This window comes from Peribacillus sp. FSL M8-0224, from assembly GCF_038003055.1.
GTDB classification, from domain to species: Bacteria; Bacillota; Bacilli; order Bacillales; family DSM-1321; genus Peribacillus; species Peribacillus frigoritolerans.
On the sequence record NZ_JBBOOJ010000001.1, the window covers coordinates 3,913,400 to 3,930,584 of the forward strand.

General features: G+C 39.5%; 21 protein-coding genes and 1 other annotated feature. Of the genes, 6 read left to right on the forward strand and 15 right to left on the reverse strand.

The features are described from left to right. Nucleotides 1-20: 20 nt before the first annotated feature. From MKX49_RS18800 to MKX49_RS18815, 4 genes are all read right to left on the reverse strand, one after another. Nucleotides 21-464, reverse strand: a complete 444-nt coding sequence (locus MKX49_RS18800; RefSeq protein ID WP_170946930.1) for a DUF2690 domain-containing protein — start codon at nucleotides 462-464, stop codon at nucleotides 21-23. 84 nt (nucleotides 465-548) lie between these two features. Continuing rightward, a complete protein-coding gene (locus MKX49_RS18805) occupies nucleotides 549-1,010 on the reverse strand; it encodes a DUF2690 domain-containing protein (protein ID WP_063594528.1) in 462 nt (153 codons plus the stop codon). Between the two features lie 373 nt (nucleotides 1,011-1,383). Then, the gene (locus tag MKX49_RS18810; RefSeq protein ID WP_340877313.1) at nucleotides 1,384-2,010 is read right to left on the reverse strand and encodes an NUDIX hydrolase; all 627 of its coding nucleotides are present in this window, start codon (nucleotides 2,008-2,010) and stop codon (nucleotides 1,384-1,386) included. 39 nt (nucleotides 2,011-2,049) lie between these two features. Continuing rightward, nucleotides 2,050-2,316, reverse strand: coding sequence for a transporter suffix domain-containing protein (locus tag MKX49_RS18815; protein ID WP_034309540.1), 267 nt, complete (start codon nucleotides 2,314-2,316; stop codon nucleotides 2,050-2,052). A gap of 218 nt (nucleotides 2,317-2,534) precedes the next feature. Between MKX49_RS18815 and MKX49_RS18820 the strand changes: the two genes are divergently transcribed. Beyond that, entirely contained in the window at nucleotides 2,535-3,215 is a 681-nt protein-coding gene (locus MKX49_RS18820; RefSeq protein ID WP_340877314.1) for a copper homeostasis protein CutC, read from the forward strand. A gap of 31 nt (nucleotides 3,216-3,246) precedes the next feature. Here the strand turns inward: MKX49_RS18820 and MKX49_RS18825 are convergent, their stop codons facing one another. Continuing rightward, a complete protein-coding gene (locus MKX49_RS18825; RefSeq protein WP_340877315.1) occupies nucleotides 3,247-3,669 on the reverse strand; it encodes a UPF0715 family protein in 423 nt (140 codons plus the stop codon). Nucleotides 3,670-3,753: 84 nt separating this feature from the next. On the opposite strand from MKX49_RS18825, the gene MKX49_RS18830 reads away from it, so the two are divergent. Then, on the forward strand, nucleotides 3,754-4,155 hold the full coding sequence (locus MKX49_RS18830; RefSeq protein WP_340877316.1) for a hypothetical protein: 402 nt from the start codon (nucleotides 3,754-3,756) through the stop codon (nucleotides 4,153-4,155). An 84-nt stretch (nucleotides 4,156-4,239) separates the two neighbouring features. Here the strand turns inward: MKX49_RS18830 and MKX49_RS18835 are convergent, their stop codons facing one another. The 4 genes from MKX49_RS18835 to MKX49_RS18850 all read right to left on the reverse strand — a co-directional run bounded on the left by MKX49_RS18835 (nucleotide 4,240) and on the right by MKX49_RS18850 (nucleotide 7,725). Next, the gene (locus MKX49_RS18835) at nucleotides 4,240-4,977 is read right to left on the reverse strand and encodes a MerR family transcriptional regulator (RefSeq protein ID WP_340877318.1); all 738 of its coding nucleotides are present in this window, start codon (nucleotides 4,975-4,977) and stop codon (nucleotides 4,240-4,242) included. A gap of 448 nt (nucleotides 4,978-5,425) precedes the next feature. Further along, a complete protein-coding gene (locus MKX49_RS18840; protein WP_340877319.1) occupies nucleotides 5,426-6,268 on the reverse strand; it encodes a pentapeptide repeat-containing protein in 843 nt (280 codons plus the stop codon). Between the two features lie 281 nt (nucleotides 6,269-6,549). After that, nucleotides 6,550-7,008, reverse strand: a complete 459-nt coding sequence (locus MKX49_RS18845) for a VOC family protein (protein WP_034309555.1) — start codon at nucleotides 7,006-7,008, stop codon at nucleotides 6,550-6,552. A gap of 207 nt (nucleotides 7,009-7,215) precedes the next feature. Beyond that, complete coding sequence (locus MKX49_RS18850) at nucleotides 7,216-7,725, reverse strand: GNAT family N-acetyltransferase (RefSeq protein ID WP_340877320.1); 510 nt, start codon at nucleotides 7,723-7,725, stop codon at nucleotides 7,216-7,218. A gap of 295 nt (nucleotides 7,726-8,020) precedes the next feature. On the opposite strand from MKX49_RS18850, the gene MKX49_RS18855 reads away from it, so the two are divergent. Next, nucleotides 8,021-9,409, forward strand: coding sequence for an L-cystine transporter (locus tag MKX49_RS18855; RefSeq protein ID WP_072273439.1), 1,389 nt, complete (start codon nucleotides 8,021-8,023; stop codon nucleotides 9,407-9,409). Between the two features lie 140 nt (nucleotides 9,410-9,549). On the opposite strand, the gene MKX49_RS18860 is transcribed toward MKX49_RS18855, so the two are convergent. The 6 genes from MKX49_RS18860 to MKX49_RS18885 all read right to left on the reverse strand — a co-directional run bounded on the left by MKX49_RS18860 (nucleotide 9,550) and on the right by MKX49_RS18885 (nucleotide 14,631). After that, nucleotides 9,550-9,948 (reverse strand): hypothetical protein, encoded by a 399-nt coding sequence (locus MKX49_RS18860; RefSeq protein ID WP_340877322.1) that lies wholly within the window; start codon nucleotides 9,946-9,948, stop codon nucleotides 9,550-9,552. Nucleotides 9,949-9,980: 32 nt separating this feature from the next. Then, a complete protein-coding gene (locus MKX49_RS18865; RefSeq protein ID WP_340877323.1) occupies nucleotides 9,981-10,736 on the reverse strand; it encodes a hypothetical protein in 756 nt (251 codons plus the stop codon). A gap of 147 nt (nucleotides 10,737-10,883) precedes the next feature. Next, nucleotides 10,884-11,540, reverse strand: a complete 657-nt coding sequence (locus MKX49_RS18870; protein WP_323599336.1) for a phosphatase PAP2 family protein — start codon at nucleotides 11,538-11,540, stop codon at nucleotides 10,884-10,886. Between the two features lie 227 nt (nucleotides 11,541-11,767). Continuing rightward, nucleotides 11,768-13,117, reverse strand: a complete 1,350-nt coding sequence (locus MKX49_RS18875; protein ID WP_340877324.1) for an amino acid permease — start codon at nucleotides 13,115-13,117, stop codon at nucleotides 11,768-11,770. Nucleotides 13,118-13,176: 59 nt separating this feature from the next. Next, nucleotides 13,177-13,413, reverse strand: a binding site (T-box leader). Nucleotides 13,414-13,761: 348 nt separating this feature from the next. Further along, nucleotides 13,762-14,250 (reverse strand): hypothetical protein, encoded by a 489-nt coding sequence (locus MKX49_RS18880; protein WP_340877325.1) that lies wholly within the window; start codon nucleotides 14,248-14,250, stop codon nucleotides 13,762-13,764. A gap of 147 nt (nucleotides 14,251-14,397) precedes the next feature. Beyond that, a complete protein-coding gene (locus MKX49_RS18885) occupies nucleotides 14,398-14,631 on the reverse strand; it encodes a hypothetical protein (RefSeq protein ID WP_340877326.1) in 234 nt (77 codons plus the stop codon). A gap of 188 nt (nucleotides 14,632-14,819) precedes the next feature. Here MKX49_RS18885 and MKX49_RS18890 point away from each other — a divergent pair, with 188 nt between their 5' ends. From MKX49_RS18890 to MKX49_RS18900, 3 genes are all read left to right on the forward strand, one after another. Beyond that, nucleotides 14,820-15,980: an MFS transporter gene (locus tag MKX49_RS18890; protein WP_340877327.1), complete on the forward strand. Its 1,161-nt coding sequence runs from the start codon at nucleotides 14,820-14,822 to the stop codon at nucleotides 15,978-15,980. A 314-nt stretch (nucleotides 15,981-16,294) separates the two neighbouring features. After that, nucleotides 16,295-16,711 carry a hypothetical protein gene (locus MKX49_RS18895; protein ID WP_340877328.1) on the forward strand — a complete coding sequence of 139 codons (417 nt, stop codon included), beginning with the start codon at nucleotides 16,295-16,297 and terminating at the stop codon, nucleotides 16,709-16,711. 17 nt (nucleotides 16,712-16,728) lie between these two features. Continuing rightward, on the forward strand, nucleotides 16,729-16,902 hold the full coding sequence (locus MKX49_RS18900; protein ID WP_340877329.1) for a hypothetical protein: 174 nt from the start codon (nucleotides 16,729-16,731) through the stop codon (nucleotides 16,900-16,902). Nucleotides 16,903-17,185 lie beyond the last annotated feature (283 nt).

A 17,185-nucleotide genomic window follows, 5' to 3' on the forward strand; every position in this document is an offset into this window, starting at 1 on the left:
CTTTTTTGCGTTTTTGTTTTTTAGTACCAAATAGTCACCGCTTTATTATAGGCATCACTATTTGGAATCGCATGGATCCCTTGGGCCTGTGCTTTGCGCGGGTCATAATCATATACCATTGGTGTATAGCATGAGGTCTGCCCGATATTCACAACACCATTGCCCCCGGAACTTGAGCATGTATAGGCCTTACCATCAGTACTTCGGACGATTCTGGCATCCGCTTCATGATTGTATACGGCGGGGCGTGTTACGGTCACTTTTGCCCAGGCGGTTTTACACACAGTGCTGTATTTCAATTCTACGTACGAATTGGAATCGATCCATTTTTTATCCTTCGTTACCGCCGAATTTGCACAACTATTATAGTATGGACTTTTTCCATCATAGGTGTGTGTTTCGGCCAGTGCTTGATTTTTTCCAAATCCAAAGTCGACAATAAACATCGACAGTGTCATCACCATGGATAAACCTATCATTTTAAGCTTTTTATTCAATTCATTCATCCTTTCTTTGCAAAAATATAGATGAAGGTTTTTCTTTTTTCATTAATACCAGTCGGTTTCACCTGCTGTATATGGCCAAAAGGCTACCGCTTTTGCTTTTCGCGGATCTAAATCATATACCATCGGTGTATAGCATGACGTTTGACCTTTATTTATTTCACCATTTCCTCCAGGAGATGCACAGCTGAATTGTTTATTATCAGTATTTCGAACAACCAATGCCGTTGCCTCACCATCTGCTTTAGCCGGTCTGCTTAGAGTGATCTTCGCCCAGGCGGTTTTACAGACAGTGCTGAATTTCAACTCCAAATTGGCAGAACCGCCATTGGCATAAATTTTCACCGACTTCTTCGTGACAGCGCTATTCGCACAACTATTATAGTAAGGACTTTTTCCGTCATAGGTGTGTGTTTCTGCTGAAGCTTTGCTCGCAAAAGAATCAAGGGAGCCAAAAAGGACTAAAGAAGCTACAAAAAATGAAATGCATAAAACCATTTTTTTCATTATTTCACTCATCCCCTTAACAAAATTTATACACTGTTCATCTTACAATTTTGTAATATTCTTACAAGTGATAAATTCCCTAGTTCATGAAAAACTACATCCCCCGCCCTTACGTTGCAGCCTGGCATCATCATTACAGTCTGGTATGTCTCGCTTTATCAGCTGAATCATCACAGAGACAAAGTCATTATCCCTATGAGCCATTCAGGACAAATAAGGTAACAACTAAGAACTTATGCGTATCAAGCTGGAACAAAACGAGCCAATAGACTGCCGTTAATCGGGAAAGATACAGGTCGATATACTTAATGTTTTTTTCAAGAAAAAAGAAAAGCCCCGACAAAACTCGAATCGTTTTGTCGGGGCTTTATTTTCATTTAGCGAGGTTTTCTCTGATCAATCTAATGATGCTATCATAATAGGAACGATCATGCGGAACGAACTCATTCCGTCCAACAAATCGATCGATCATCATCCTGCGGCCTTCGTGATTCATTTCAAATCCCTTAATATACACTTTGTCCTTCGCTTCGGTCCAAAGCTCTTCGAAGTCAGTCAGCACAACCTTCACCATCCCGGAAACCTCTTCTGGCTGCAGGGTGAAATCATCGAAGCTATGTGCACGTTCATATAGAAAGACGTTTGCCAGTTCTTTGTCGTTGAAACCTTCTTTCGTTTGATGGTATTCAATAATCCCTAATGGAACCAACTCGTCAAAGGAAACGTCAATGCCTAGCTCTTCTTTAATCTCCCTTACTCCGTCGTATACCGTTTCATGAGCCAGTAAATGGCCGGCAGCCGTAATATCCCATAGATTCGGATAATCTTTTTTCATCGCACAACGATGCTGAAGATATAGGTAATCCACGCCCGCTTCCGAACTTGCGAACCAGCAATGGAAAACCTCATGCCAATGTCCCAATCTATGTACTTCCTCTCGCGAAGCCACGCCTGTTTGAATGCGATTGGAATCGAAAACTTTCAACAACTCAGTTTCCATTGGAGCTTCACTCCCAGCCCTTTTTTATAAAAAACAGCTTCAGCCTTTTTCTTTTCTCCAATTTTTCGGGTTTAAATAGCCTTTATATTTAGCGGCCACTTCTTTCCCGACCAAAAGTGCGCCTGCCCAAAACATCACTTCCGCAAAGACAATCGCACCTGTTATGACCCCAGCCTTAACCGCAGTCGAAAATGGCGTAAAAGGAGCTGCGACAGGAATGATCCAAGTGAGAAGGGAAATGATAAGGAACCCCATCCCTACTTTGTAAAATCTCGATTTCTTTATTTCCTTACTTTCTTTATCCAATTAAAAAACCTCCGTCATGATGATTTTCATTTAATTACCCCGCCGAACAAATATACCATTGAATATATTCTGTTTTTATACGTTTGAATGTTCATTTCGTTTCATAAATTTGAGAAATAAAGATATTCCATTTGAGGAAAACTATTAATGAATTGACTTTACGATTTTTAATGGATTTAATATTCATATAACACTTGCATGCAGGAAAGGAAAATCCAATGTACATTGAATTCATTGCCACAACGATAGAAGATGCCCTAATAATCGAAGAATCGGGCGCAGACCGAATCGAGCTTGTCAGTTCTTTAGCCGAGGGTGGATTAACTCCAAGCCACGCCCTGATAGAAGCTGTCGTCAATTCAGTGAAGATACCCGTCAACGTGATGGTAAGGCCTCATAGCCAGTCGTTTTGCTATACGCAAAAGGATTTGGAAATCATGAAAAAAGATATCCAAATCATTCGATCACTGGGAGCGAACGGGGTCGTATTAGGTGCATTAAATGAAAAAAATGAAATCAATCGACCATACCTCGAAGAACTATTGACCGTATGTGAAGGTTTGGAGATTACATTCCACCGAGCCATCGATGATACGCACGACACTGTCATTTCAGCTGAAATGCTAGCACAATATCCAGAAATCACTACGATATTGACCTCAGGCGGGCATGGGGATTTCCCTGGCCGCATGAAAACGATTCAACAAATGAAAAGAGTCTGCGGCGACATAGCCATACTGGTTGGAAGCGGATTGAATAAGGATAATATCCTTTCTATCCATTCCGAACTGCATACCGGTCACTATCATTTCGGTACGGCTGTTCGAAAAAACAACAGTATCATTGAAGGAGTTACATTAGAAAAAGCTAAAGAAATCGTAAACTTGCTAAAGAAGTAATGTTGAAAGGGACCATTTAACCGGTCCCTTTTTATGATACAGAGCTTTTTTTTTGTAAAAAGACCGAATCCCAAAACCAAAAAAACAGTGCCGCTAAAAGGCTGATTGCATAGAAATTCTTTGTAGTCAAAATATCCATGCTGAAGTCAAAATTAAGCACCGAACTATAAATGAATACGGCCGGCAAAGAGAAAAAAATATAAAGGCAAAAATAGTTTAAACTGAATTTTTTAGGATGTTTATTGAAAAGGACCTGTACCGGAACAGCAAATAATAAATAAGGGATAACGACATAAAAAGAAATCACGATAATGCCAATCACTCCCCAGGTACCCAGGCTGAATACAACCATCACCGTGGAAAGCGACAAACAGGAAGAAACTAGACTAAAAAAATAATAAGGAATCACATCGCTTAGCTCCGAAACCTTTTGACTGATTTTCCAAAGTTCCATTTAACCAGTACCTCGCAGTCTACCATAATATAATGGGAATTTTTACATAATCATTATACTATATAAAATGGAGGTGTTTTTATTTTGGAGCTATATATCGAGTTATTCGTGTTTCTGGCCATCATCTTTTTAATCGTCCTTTCCAATAGATTCATACCCTGGTTGGTAAAAGCCGCCATTGTCGTTTATTACTCTGTCATTTCCTATATCTTCATTACCACAAAAAATAAAATTGATGAACGGTATGGAAATATCACTCCTGTGCCTGACGCCTACTGGGATAAAAATTCAGCCTGGGTTGACACGATGACTGGTTATTATTCATGGTCCTTTTTAATCATTCTCCTGTTCATTTATTTTAAATGGTTCACAAGTGTGAAAAGTAAGGAAGCGAAGGGATGGGTACTAATTAGTTTCATTCCATCTTTGGCCGTTTTTTTACTTTTCATATTCATATTCAATTTTTCATACGGGTATAGACCATAGGGGTTGGCTATTACCTGATATCCAGCTCCAATAAGAAGGTTGCCGGAGCAACCTTCTTATTTTGAAATTTCTTAATCTTGAGATTCAATTTTTGTTAGCATCAGCAAAATGCCCCATCGCATCACACATGAATTTTGCCAATCCTTCACCGTATTGATCGATATTTTTGGTGAAGCGTTGATCGTCCACGTACATTTGACCTAATCCTTTGAAAGCATCCAGCGAGTATGTGCCGAAGTTATTGTTCAAACAATCATACCATTCTTTAATGGCCTCTTGTGCCTCCTCCGACTTAGGCGAAGCATCTCGGATTGCCGCAAGTTTTAAATAGATCTCCGATACAACTTTCTGTGCATCTTTGGACATGTCCGCCACTTTAGCCTTCGACTCATCGACAGCTTTATCCCCCCAAAGCTTGCGAGCCTCTTCTTCATATGGATTCTGACTGAAGTCAAATCCTTCAAATTTCTCTTTATTCGTCATCTGAATTTCCCCTTTCATATGCTTGATCGATTTTTCGACCGTCTTAATTAATTTATCGAGCTGACTGCGTTTCTCCAGTAACATTTTTTGATGTTGCTTTAACGCATCTTGTTTATCAAACGAAGAGCTGTTTACCATTTGTTTTATTTCCTTTAATGGCATGCCAAGTTCCCTGAAAAACAGGATTTGCTGCAACATCTCAAGATTATCATTCGAATAAAGCCGATAACCTGCATCGGTTATTTCCTCCGGCGATAATAACCCGATTTCATCATAATAATGCAGTGTCCGCACACTAATGCCAACCAAATCGGCTAGCTCCTTCACTTTCATTGCCACTGCTTCTTACCTCCTTTCGATATCATTTACATTAAGGTATCACGCAACGTCAGAGTCAAAGGAAAAATGAACATTTCCCGCCCAAATGTAAAAGACGATCCTTCCTAATGAAGAATCGCTGTTGGTAGAGTTCACTCTTTGTAAAAGCTTCGGATTAAAGCCAAATCTAATTTACTTGTCCGCTATTGATGTTCATGCACTATGTATTAAATTTCCTATTACTCGTAAGTTTTACGCTTTTACTTTCGAATTTTACGCTTTTACTCGTGAGTTTGGGCTTTACTCGTGAGTTTCACGCTTTTACTCGTGAGTTTCGCGCTTTTACTTGTGAGTTTGACGCTTTTACTCGTGAGTTTGGCACTTTTACTCGCGAATTTCACGCTTTTACTCGTGAGTTTGACACTTTTACTCGTGAGTTTCACGCTTTACTCGTGAATTAAACATCCTTCTACCTCCAATGATCGGGAATGCTTAATGAGTGCGGTAATTTTGTATTCGTGTCGCCTTTAGCCGAGTTAATCTGTGCTTGTGTGATGAAGAAACTTCCGGTGAGATCGGCACCGCTTAAATCGGCGTCCCTAAAATCTGCACCGATCAGGTCCGTCACTCTCATGTCGGCTTCCCTGAGGTCGGATGCAATAAGTAAAGCCCCTCTTAAGTTCGCTCCCCTAAGGTCAGCACCTCTCAATTTTGCACCGATCAGGTCACTTCCCCTGCCTATTTTGTTCGGCTTTTTCTTATTTTTCTTAAATGAAACCTTTGCACGTACCATTTCACTTGTGCGCAGGAGTAAATCGTTAACGATCGTTCTATGAGCTGGTACATTCAGGTCCATGATAGACTTTGGACTTTGTTTAGTGAGATATTCCGTGTCTTCAAAAGCGCCATGCAATTCTCGGTGAAGAGGTTGCGCATCTTTTAAATTAAGTGCTTCATTTAAGTAGCAAAGCATTTCATGGAGTTGTTGCATAATTGGAAACACTTCGAACATTTCCTTTGCTGATTCTGGGTTGTCCCTCCAATCGTTTCCATCATAGGTGAGCTGGGATACCTTTTGACCGGCACCGAAGCATTCATATACCGTGCAGCCTTTATACCCTTTTGCTCTGAGATTTTCATGGATGCCGCAACGATAATCGGATTGAAGGTTTGAACATGGTGTACCTCCATCTTTATCAAATGCAAAATCAGCAGACTTTGCATATGGCAGGGCTACACAGCACAAACCAAAACAATTCTCACAGTCTGCACGTAATTGATTATGGATACTATCGTTATTCGTTAATTGCATTCTTACACTTCCTTCTATAAAACACTGGCTCTGCCTTTCCAAAATCAAAAAACACTGGCTCTGCCTTTCCAAAATCAAAAGTTTCATACAGAATATTTTTTTGTTTTCATTTTATCAAAAAACCCAATTAATCTATATATTAACAAAATACAAATAAACAAGAAATCTGAAATTAATCATTAGAGGGAAGCAAGTGCCCTAAGCCTTTCCATATTGATTGCTCATACTTCTATAAAAAATTAATGATTGAGACAGGGCGGGGAAATTTTTCTTTACAAAGTTCACCTGGTTAATAGTTCTTCCCATTCTTCAAGCGAAAGTTTTTCGGTCATATGCTTATATGCATCAGGGACTTTTATCGAACACATAAGTTCGAGACTATTGCCATCGGGATCATTGAAATAGACGGAAGCGTTTCCTTGGTTCGGACGCACAAATGGTTCAATCGTTGTCCTTTTTCCAAAAGGGACGACTTCAATTTGCAAGGATTTGAGCCAAGTTAATGCATTTTTCATATTATCATAAGTTACCCGAAAGGCGATATGCCTTAGTGAAGGGTGGTATGGAGTTTGATATTCCTTCCCTTCCCATAAGCCGACCCAGCTTTTGTTTTCCTCGATCCAAAAGAAGGCAGTATCTTCATCCCTCCAAGCTAGTTTCAAGCCTATTTTCTTATAAAAATCCATAGAGATGTCCAGGTTCTTGACTGGTAAATGGGCTTCATATAAACCTTCTATCATATTAGATTCTCCTTTCTTCTTTTAAGTAAAGGAACTCTTTTGCCGGGAAAATATCTCGCAATTATTTACTCTTAAGTCCTTTGCGACCATCAAGCGGTCTATCCTCGGTTAGTTTACAGGGAAGGTCCTTTCTGTGACAGCCGCTACCTCCCCCTCTTTTCACAATTAAAAAATGGAATGCGTTCTATTATATAGAAGAAAATGGATTTAAAGGTTCCTACTATAATGGAAGAATGTTAGCTTTTGACCCGAATCCGCACTAATTTCCTCATTAATCGAAATCCGTTCAAAACCGTTTTTCACCAAAACCTTTTGGGAGGCGATATTGTCACTTATCGTTTTGGCATGTATTTGCGTCACATTCAAATCCGGCGCCAGCTTCATCAATAGCTTTAAAGCTTCATTCGCAATCCCTTTTTGCGTAAACGCTTCACCGATTCTATAACCGACATGAGCCGTACCCTTGATGGGGTCGATATCCACAAGATTAATCCTGCCGACGATTATGCCTGAACCATCCTTAATCAAATAAAAAGAGGAGATGGCCTCTTCTTGTTCTTTTAATAATTCCTTATGCCTGATTCCAAACGTTCCAAAGCTATAATAATCATCACCCCGGCCTGGGACCGTTTGCTCGAAAAACCTTCTATTATTGCATTCAAATGTAAATAACGCTTGTGCATCCCGTTCATTAAGCCTGTCAATGTATATATCCATCATTCTTCCACCCTTTCAAAAAAACGCTAAGCATATGCGGCCTAATCTATCATTCAAGAAAACAAAGGGCTAATCCTTCCTGATAAATATATAGATGAAGATTTGTACCCTAGCTTGATCCAGCATCCCTTTATTGTTCCCTCAAATCCAGTTCCTGAATAAAGATAAATACATGAATTACTTGAAAAGTCAAAAATAAATTATTTTCTTCTGGTAAAAAATCAGCGGATGATGTATCATAGGCTTCAGATATTTATTATTCTCATTTGGTTAATCGGAATTAGGAGGAATATATATGATTGGTTATGTGTTTTTAAATCTTGCCATAATGCTCGTTCTTTTAGGCGTTTTATTTTACATGAATAAGAAGCATATTTCCTTTACAAAAAGGGTCTTTACTGGACTTGGTTTAGGAATTGTATTCGGACTTCTTTTGCAGTATTTCTATGAACCTCAGTCAGAGGCGATCGTTAAATCGGTCGATTGGTTTAACATTGTAGGTTCCGGCTATGTCAAGTTCCTGCAAATGATCGTCATGCCGCTTGTCTTCATTTCCATCTTATCCGCATTCACAAGATTGAAACTGACTAGCAATATTGGAAAGATCAGTGTCCTGATCATCGGAATCCTGCTTGGAACGACTGCGATTGCAGCAGCTGTCGGGATCACCTCGGCAACTGTATTCAATTTGGAAGCCGTTCAAATTGAGCAAGGAGAAGCGGAGTTAAGCCGCGGGGATCAAATATCGGAAACATACGGTACGATTCAGGATAAAACGATGCCGCAGCAAATTCTTGAATTGATTCCGTCCAATCCGTTCCTTGATTTAACGGGTGCACGTCCGACATCAACCATTTCCGTTGTAATTTTTGCTGCATTTCTTGGGATTGCCTATTTAGGAGTCAAAAGGAAACAGCCTGAACATGCTGAATTTTTTGCTAAAATAGTAGATACATTGCACAGCATCATCATGCGCGTAGTAACATTGATCCTGCGTTTAACACCTTACGGGATCTTGGCGATCATGACGAAGACGGTAGCTACGAGTGATTTGGATGCCATCCTGAAATTAGGGAAATTCGTAGGTGCCTCATATGTGGCCCTGATTGTCATGTTCCTTATCCATTTGCTATTGCTGATGCTTGCAGGATTGAATCCAATCGTATATTTGAGAAAAGCTTTCCCAGTATTATCGTTTGCCTTCACTTCAAGAACAAGTGCTGGCGCCCTGCCATTGAACATCCAAACACAGAAACAACTAGGGGTGTCCGAAGGTATTGCCAACTTTGCCGGATCCTTCGGCTTGTCGATCGGTCAAAACGGCTGTGCCGGAATCTATCCGGCCATGTTAGCGGTCATGATCGCTCCAACGGTTGGGATCAACCCGCTAGATCCTTCCTTTATCGCCATGTTGATTGCCATCGTGGCCATTAGTTCTTTCGGGGTTGCAGGTGTAGGCGGAGGAGCAACATTCGCTGCCATCCTTGTATTATCTGCAATGAACCTGCCAATCGCCTTGGCCGGCCTGTTGATTTCCGTCGAGCCATTGATCGATATGGGTAGAACGGCCGTGAATGTCAGCGGAAGCATGACTTCCGGTATTCTGACTAGTAAAATAACGGGTGACCTGGATAAAGAACAGTTCAGCGAAGAATCATCTTTGAAAATTGAAGCTGAAATGTAAAAGAAAAAAGCATCTGACTTCCTGTCATGGGAGGTTCGATGCTTTTTTTACATAGGCTGTACATTCAATTCAACCAAAATCCTTAGTGCAAAAAGTAATAAGGGAATGATGATTGAAACCCAGTTAAGATAAAATTCATTTTAAATAAGTACATGCCGGATATTTTCTTGTTTCTTATATCTTCCCTTTATTTCTCCAATGCCATCAATGGTTAGCGAATCATTGGTTTCAGAGGGTTCATTCTCTATTATCAGATGTAATTTATTTATATTTTGAATCCCATGATCAACATGGGCAATTACCGGTTGTTGAATAAGAAAATCTTCATTGTTCATCCTTACTTTTATAAAGCTCTTATGTAACAGTCTATCTTCTAATGGGATCATATTCATCGGGTCATAAGATTCAGCAGTTATTTTCCCTTCAATATATAAATGAATGCCTGCTTCTTTATTAAACTCTTCAAATGCTTTCATTCTCTTTTCCATAGCAAAGCTAATGACTTCCTCTGTTTCAGGACTTATTTTCACATCAGCCATTGAATGCTCCATATAGTCACCGGACTGCTGTTTTAATAGGTCATATAATGTATCTTCTCTATCAAAAAAACTTTCCATCCAGCCAGTAACAAACACATAAATAAACCCGAACTATAACAACTTCTTCTAATCCGAGAAGTAGATTCATATTTGTTTGTTAGTTGTTGTGCATACTTTTTTAAAACTGAATCGTAATCAAGCGGGCTTTTTTCCGAGTAAGCCTTCAATTCGACATACCACGCAGGTCCCTCGATTGTTTCAATCAAATTTTCATATGTCAGGTACTCTTCAATCTTGGCTGCTCTTTTTTCCCTTAGGGCAATGAAGGCATTAAGGTATTGTTTCTTCTTAATTAGGTCATTTTCCAACATTGCACAATAAAGATTTGTTCGTTCCTGATTTCGTAATTCCACATTTTCTTTTGACAGCGGATATGTGATTCCCAGCATTTCATCGGGAAACCGTTTTTCATCCTTTATATATTGATAGCCGTGAAACAATTCATGAACCAGCATTGAAAACAAATCTTCATATTCCTTATAGTGATCCATATTAACAATTGCAGTGGGGTATTCTTCATACATAATGATTGTGTCAGCAGTAAACTCGGTATCCCACTTTAAAATATGATATGTACATGGTGGATTGTTACTGAATTTAGGATGATTAAATAGATAAACATTACTCTTGTCATATATTGCATAGGCAACAAGTTCAAAACCCGGCCAATAATTTTCCAACTTTGCTTTAACCAAGTCTTCAGCCATTCGATCAAGATGATGAGGCATTCTTTTCCTCCCTCCACTGTTTCCATTCGATTAAAAACATAATACCATATATAATTTACATAAATGCCCAATCATTCAATAAAAAAAAGCCGCTGTAACATATCAACTCATGGGAGCGAATATTCTTACAGTGGCTTTTTCCTGTGGTCACTTTTTAATTTGCCTCGCTGGGTAATGATTGGCCTGAAAAGCCGATAGCGCATGGAACGTATACTGGACGGCTGCATATACCCCGCATGCTAGGAGGATTCCTGCGAGTACATCCAATACAGCATGCTGTTTCGTAAATAGTGTGGAGAGGATGATCAGTGTTCCGAATGCAGTGACACTGGCATACTCCCATTTGTGCTCTTCTTTCCGCTTATGGGCGACGATCATCATGATGAATGTGGTCAGTACATGTATGCTGGGAAGGCAGTTGACAGGTTGATCATGACTATAGATGAACCGCATTAACTGGGCAAAGATATCGTTGCCCACGACTTCTGGACGCGGAACTGTCGTTTGCCAAAGGCAATATACAAGAAAACAGAGAAGTTTCCCCGATATCAAACTGCCTAATCCGACGAAATAGTGCTTTCGGTCAACGAAGCAATAGTAAATCAGCAATCCATAAATATACGGATACCAAAGTAAATAAGGAACGGCAAATTCTTTAATAAAGGGAATCTCCCCATCTATTATAGTCGTAACATCGACAGCATGACCTGAAGATTGATTGATGATTGAATAGATGGAACTAGTAATCATCAAAAGTAATAAATAATATAACGGGTGAAAGGATAGTAGGGAATTGTTTTTCATAGCTCGCTCCGGCTTTCAATATATTGGTTTTTTTCCAAAGATTATTATACTACATTTTTCACTAGATTAACTCTTTAATCGCTAAAGTTAATGATTCCCATGAACTAGTAAAATGGATATCTCTTACTTTTCATCCAACTAAGAATACATAACGAAAGCCATGGCATATACCACGGCTTGATATGAAACTTATATGCGGGAAGGCAAAAGTGATCACTCCGCCATCTCTAGATTTTGTTATGGCGTTTTTTCCATACATACGTTAAGGAAATGAAGATGTAGATGCAAAGTGTAATGATCGTAACGACTATGGATGTCGTGAAAATGATTCCGATCAGGATCGTTATTAAAGCGATGATCGCAGCCCAAGTCGTATACGGGAACCATTTTACCGAATAGGCACTTGTTTTTCCGGACTGTTGTTTACGTGATTTCAAATGGGCGAAAGCAATGATCAACCAGATGAATAATACGGTATATCCAAGCGAACCCATTAGGAAATCGAAGGTCTTGCTTCCGGCAAATAAGGAAATCAATACACCGCCATATAATGCGGAAGTACACATTAATATTGCGGGAACAGGTACTTTCTTCTTGGATAAACGGGAAAAGATTTTCGGAACGCGACCATCCACGGCTTGTGTATACAGAACGCGGGATGAACCATACAACCCGGAGTTCATCGATGATATGATCGCTAATAGAACGACGGCATTCATGATATGGTCGGCACCTGGAATCCCGATCATTTGAAAGACCATTACAAACGGACTTTCCTTCACCCCGTTTACTTCGTTCCAAGGAATTAAGCTAACGATGATGAAAAAAGGAATGATATAGAAAGAAATGATCCTGACCAATGTACTGCGAACGGCCTTTGGAACCACTTTTTCAGGATTTTTCGTTTCAGCTAATGTGACCCCGATGATTTCCGTACCGCCATATGAATAGATTACCACCAGCATCGCCGTGATCAAACCTGTCGATCCATTCGGAAAGAAACCACCATGTTCGGTCAAGTTAGAAAAACCGACCGCTGTATGATCACCAAAAGTAACGAGCAGTAACAATAATCCAGCGATGATGAACACAATGATGACCGTAATCTTAATTAAAGCAAGCCAGTACTCCGTTTCAGCAAAAACCTTTACCGACAGCAAGTTAACCGCAGTAACCAAAACCGAAACAGCTAATGCCAATATCCAGATTGGATATCCGGGCAGCCAATATTGAAGGAAAATCGCCGCAACCACTGATTCGGCCGCAATATTCAATACCCACATTTTCCAATAGATCCAATCCAGGAAATAGGCAGGATACTTTCCTAAGATCGATTCGACCAAATCCCTGAATGTTCGTGCACCGCTATTGCGGACCGCCATTTCAGCTAAACCTTGCATGATGAATAATAGGATGATTCCCCCTATTAAGTACGCAATGATTACGGAAGGGCCTGCCATATCAATGGCTGAACTGCTTCCTTTAAATAAACCTGCCCCGATGGCACCGCCTAATGCCATCATCGTAATATGCCTTGAAGTCATTGTCCTCTGTAAATTCCGTTTGTCCGTTTCCATATCCTTACCTCCCAAAAATCAAAAAAAGCATATCGTCTCTTCCTTCATAATCAAATGAAGAAAGAGACGATATGCCTTAAGCTTACCGCGGTACCACTCTTATTGGCTCTTTAAAGAACCCTGCTTTAAAAACCTTGTAACGAAGGTTAATCGTTAAAACAAAAGAATGGAATTATTCCTATCCTTCGCTTTACCACTCCCAGGCAAGTTCAAAGTATCATTGGACTGCGTTGCACCAACCCGCAGCTCTCTTCACCGAATAATGAGCTTTTACTACTCCTGTTCATTGCGTTTCAAAAATTATATCTGAATATTTTTAATAATATCCCATACTATACGGACTCAAGGTAAATTTGTCAATAACTTTCTTAGGATAATATTTTCAAAGAAACAAATTAGGGGAAATCGTGAAAGCCCTTGATCCAATTATAGGATACTGGCGGACAAATAATATACAAATTCAATCGCACTTAAGGAACATCCTGCGGCTGCAGAATCAAGTGTTAGATAGTCTTAAAAGATGAAAATGAAGAACCCATGATGGTTGAATCGTATTTGCAAGGTTTCCTAAAGACAAAGAGTGCCATTAATGGATACCCTCAATTTACCAGTAGTTTCGTAAATTCAACAAATGTTCTTATGACTTATTTAGCAGGTTCTATATAGAAATAAATCCCACTTCCCTTGTCTATCGCAGGGCTTACTTCACTAGTTTGTGTTTTAACGATAGGACTTTGATCATCACTTAATCCAGTGTAAATTGTAAAATCCTTTCCTGATTGTGTTGTTGTTCCCCAACTGATCTGGGAAGAATACTTTTTGACTTTATCGTTTTTAACAAGAACATCTTGATCAGGGTCATACCAAGCAAACTTTCCTTCTTGCTCACTAATGCTTGATACCCCTACTCCCAAGCCTTCTTCAAATTGTTTCTTATAAATAACAAATGTTTCTCTGTTTTCACTAACTTCTCCAATGATGTCTTCTTTTTTTATCTTTTCTTCTTTAATGCCATGATTAATCGTTTCTTCTTTGGTTTTATACCATTTCAATTCACTGGTTCCGTTATCGGCTATTGCAGAACACCCTGTAAGTGCAATCATGGCTATTGCAAAAGGTAGCAATACTTTCACTTTAAAAATCCCCCTTTTAAGAAAAGATGCAATACTTAAATCGTGCATTCGATGCAAATAAAATTACAATATATAGAAAAAAACATTTCCCTATCCATTCCCACTGGTCACCTAATCAAATCAATATATTCATAATCTCCTAAACGTTTAAAATTCGATCCCTAACCATGATGCAGCCACCATCAGAACCCCAACGACAATCACTATAACCGGTCCTACAACAATTAATCCAAATAGCAGTGAGCCTACTGCGTCCAGGAAGATTCGAAATGGTCCTGCTTTTTCCTTTTTATTCTGTTGCTGCGTCAATAAGTCTTCAAGATGACCGACTTTTTGCTTCAATTGCTGCAACTCTTGAATCACTTTTGTGTCCTGGTCCATGAATTACCACCCTCTTTAATTAACAATAAGTGTTAATTCTATCATTTACATCCATTTTTTAAAAGTGAGATTTAACCTCGAAACCGAATCTATTTTAAAACTATTTTTTCAAATTCTGTCATCAATGATACAATAACATGGTCTGAAATCAATCCACTCTATAGAACACGTGAGGTATTATATTTTTTATGAAAGCAATACGATTATTAAAGAGTTTTAACTTTTTATATTTTGGACTGCTTGCCATTTTCATTCCGTTTCTCCCAGTCTATCTGGCTGATCAAGGTTTGCGTCCAGCCCAAATCGGATTCATCATCGGTACAGGAGGTTTTGTCACCCTCATTACCCAGCCTTTATGGGGAATGATCAGCGACAAAACAAGGACTATACGAAAAGTCCTGTTGTTACTCATCTTTTTCTCGAGCGTAATCGGTTATTTCCTCTATGATTCAAGCAGTTATCTTCAGCTTATCCTGTTTGCCATGCTGCTATATTTCTTTCTGATGCCGATCGATCCCCTGACGGAAAGCCTCAATTTTACGATGGCAGAGAAATCCGGGATTAGCTACGGCTCCATCCGGACATATGGTGCATTGGGTTATGCGGTCATATCGCTGATCACCGGCTATGTTATGTCATATTTCGGAGCGAACAGCCTTGCGTTCCTTTTTGCAGGAATAGGTTTGATCAGCTTCATTGTCAGCTGGATGATGCCTGATGCTCCCGTTTCAGGGAAACCTGTCACCTTAAGCAGCCTTAAGCATTTTTTCAGCAATAAAGAGACGCTTCTCTTTCTGTTATTGGTCTTTATCTGTGCTGTTCCGGCAAGGATGAACGATACCTTCCTTGGAGTATATATCCGGGAACTTGGGGGAAGTGCCAAGCTTGTAGGCTTGACCTGGTTCTTGGCGGCGGGAAGTGAAATCGTTGTATTCGCCCTAAGCTTTTGGTGGCTGCGCAAAGGTAAGGAAATCATCATCATTTCGTTTGCAGCAGCGTTTTTCTTTATCCGTTATTTCGTCTCTGCGTGGATTACCGATCCACAGCTATTAGCTTATTTGCAGGTCATGCAGCTATTGACTTTCCCGATTTTCTACTCGGCGGCCATCCAATATCTTTACCGGATCGTTCCGGTGGAATGGCGTGCCACAGGCCAGACCGTACTGGCGCTGCTATTCTTCGGGGTTTCGGGAATTATTGCTTCTTATATAGGCGGAGCCATATATGGAGCATATGGCGGGAAGACCCTTTACTTGTTCATTTCCTCCATCTCCTTTATAGGAATGGTATTCGCTTTGGTTCTTTATCGGATATACGGAACGAGGCTCGATACAGTAGAGGAAGCTTGATTTAATTCTAAGGATTCTCTGGAATAGAGTCATTGTAGAAAACACTGAATTGCCTACACTTAACTGGCAAGATATTTTAAGGGCAGTTACAATAACTAACTACAAATAAGTCTAAACGATTCAAACCATACAACTTGTTCGTGAGTAAGCAATAGCTTTTCCATTCAACAAATAAATAAGCATCTCAAAACAGCAACGCCCCATTTCAAAATTGGAATTTCGTTCCTCTCACTTTGTATTACTATAAAGTTATGAATTAAAATATCTATTAAACACAAAGTGAGTTTAAATTTGTCTTGGGAAGGGGAATGTTCGTGAGAAGTAAAACTTTAAAAGCCTTATTGTCCGTTATCCTATTAACCAGCATGTTTAGTATTACATCACTGGCAAAACCAGAACCGGCAGCAGCATGTTATCCTGCATATACATGTATGAAAGTACCTCCAAAAGACTATTCATTGGTCTACCAAAATTCAGATAGGCGTAAAGGTCTGATTATTGGTGGGGTTGTACTGGGTGGTGTAGGATTTTTAGGGACTACTGCAGGTGTTGGCTCTTTTGCAGTTGCTACATATACTAGTTGGAAAGAGTTATATCATGGTAGTCTTTCATTTAGAAACTACATTAAGAAAAGTGACCTTAAAGCTTATAAATTTAAGTCAAAAACAGTATACTATGAAAAGATCAACTACAAAGGTAAGACTACGACTAAGTACAAGTATCACAACTAAATAAAAGAGGTGTTTTGATGTCAAAATATCGTTTATTCCACACTCTTATCGTGGTCATATTCTTCGGATGCTTTCTATATGGTGTCACCACCAGAACACCTGAAAGTTTCACAATAACCATTATTGGTGGGATTGTTGGAATAGGTTTACTGTTGGCTAATCATAAGATGAATAAAAAGAGTGAAACATAAAGACTAAGGCTAAAAAGGTAATGTCCTTTTGAGACCCAAAGAGGGTCTTGGTACAGCAACGAGTCTATCAACTCCTTATCCTCTCCTGTTCACAGACGTTATATGACGCGATTTCTCTCCTTCTCTAATCTCTGCCTAGAACCATAGAAAAAGGGGGCTGTCTCATAAGTCCAATTTAGACTTATTGACACCCCATCTTTAAAATCAAGATGTTGATTTAACAGCATTCTTGATTTTTTTATTTGCTTCTTTTTGGCTGGTTTTATCCTTTTGGGACAGCCCC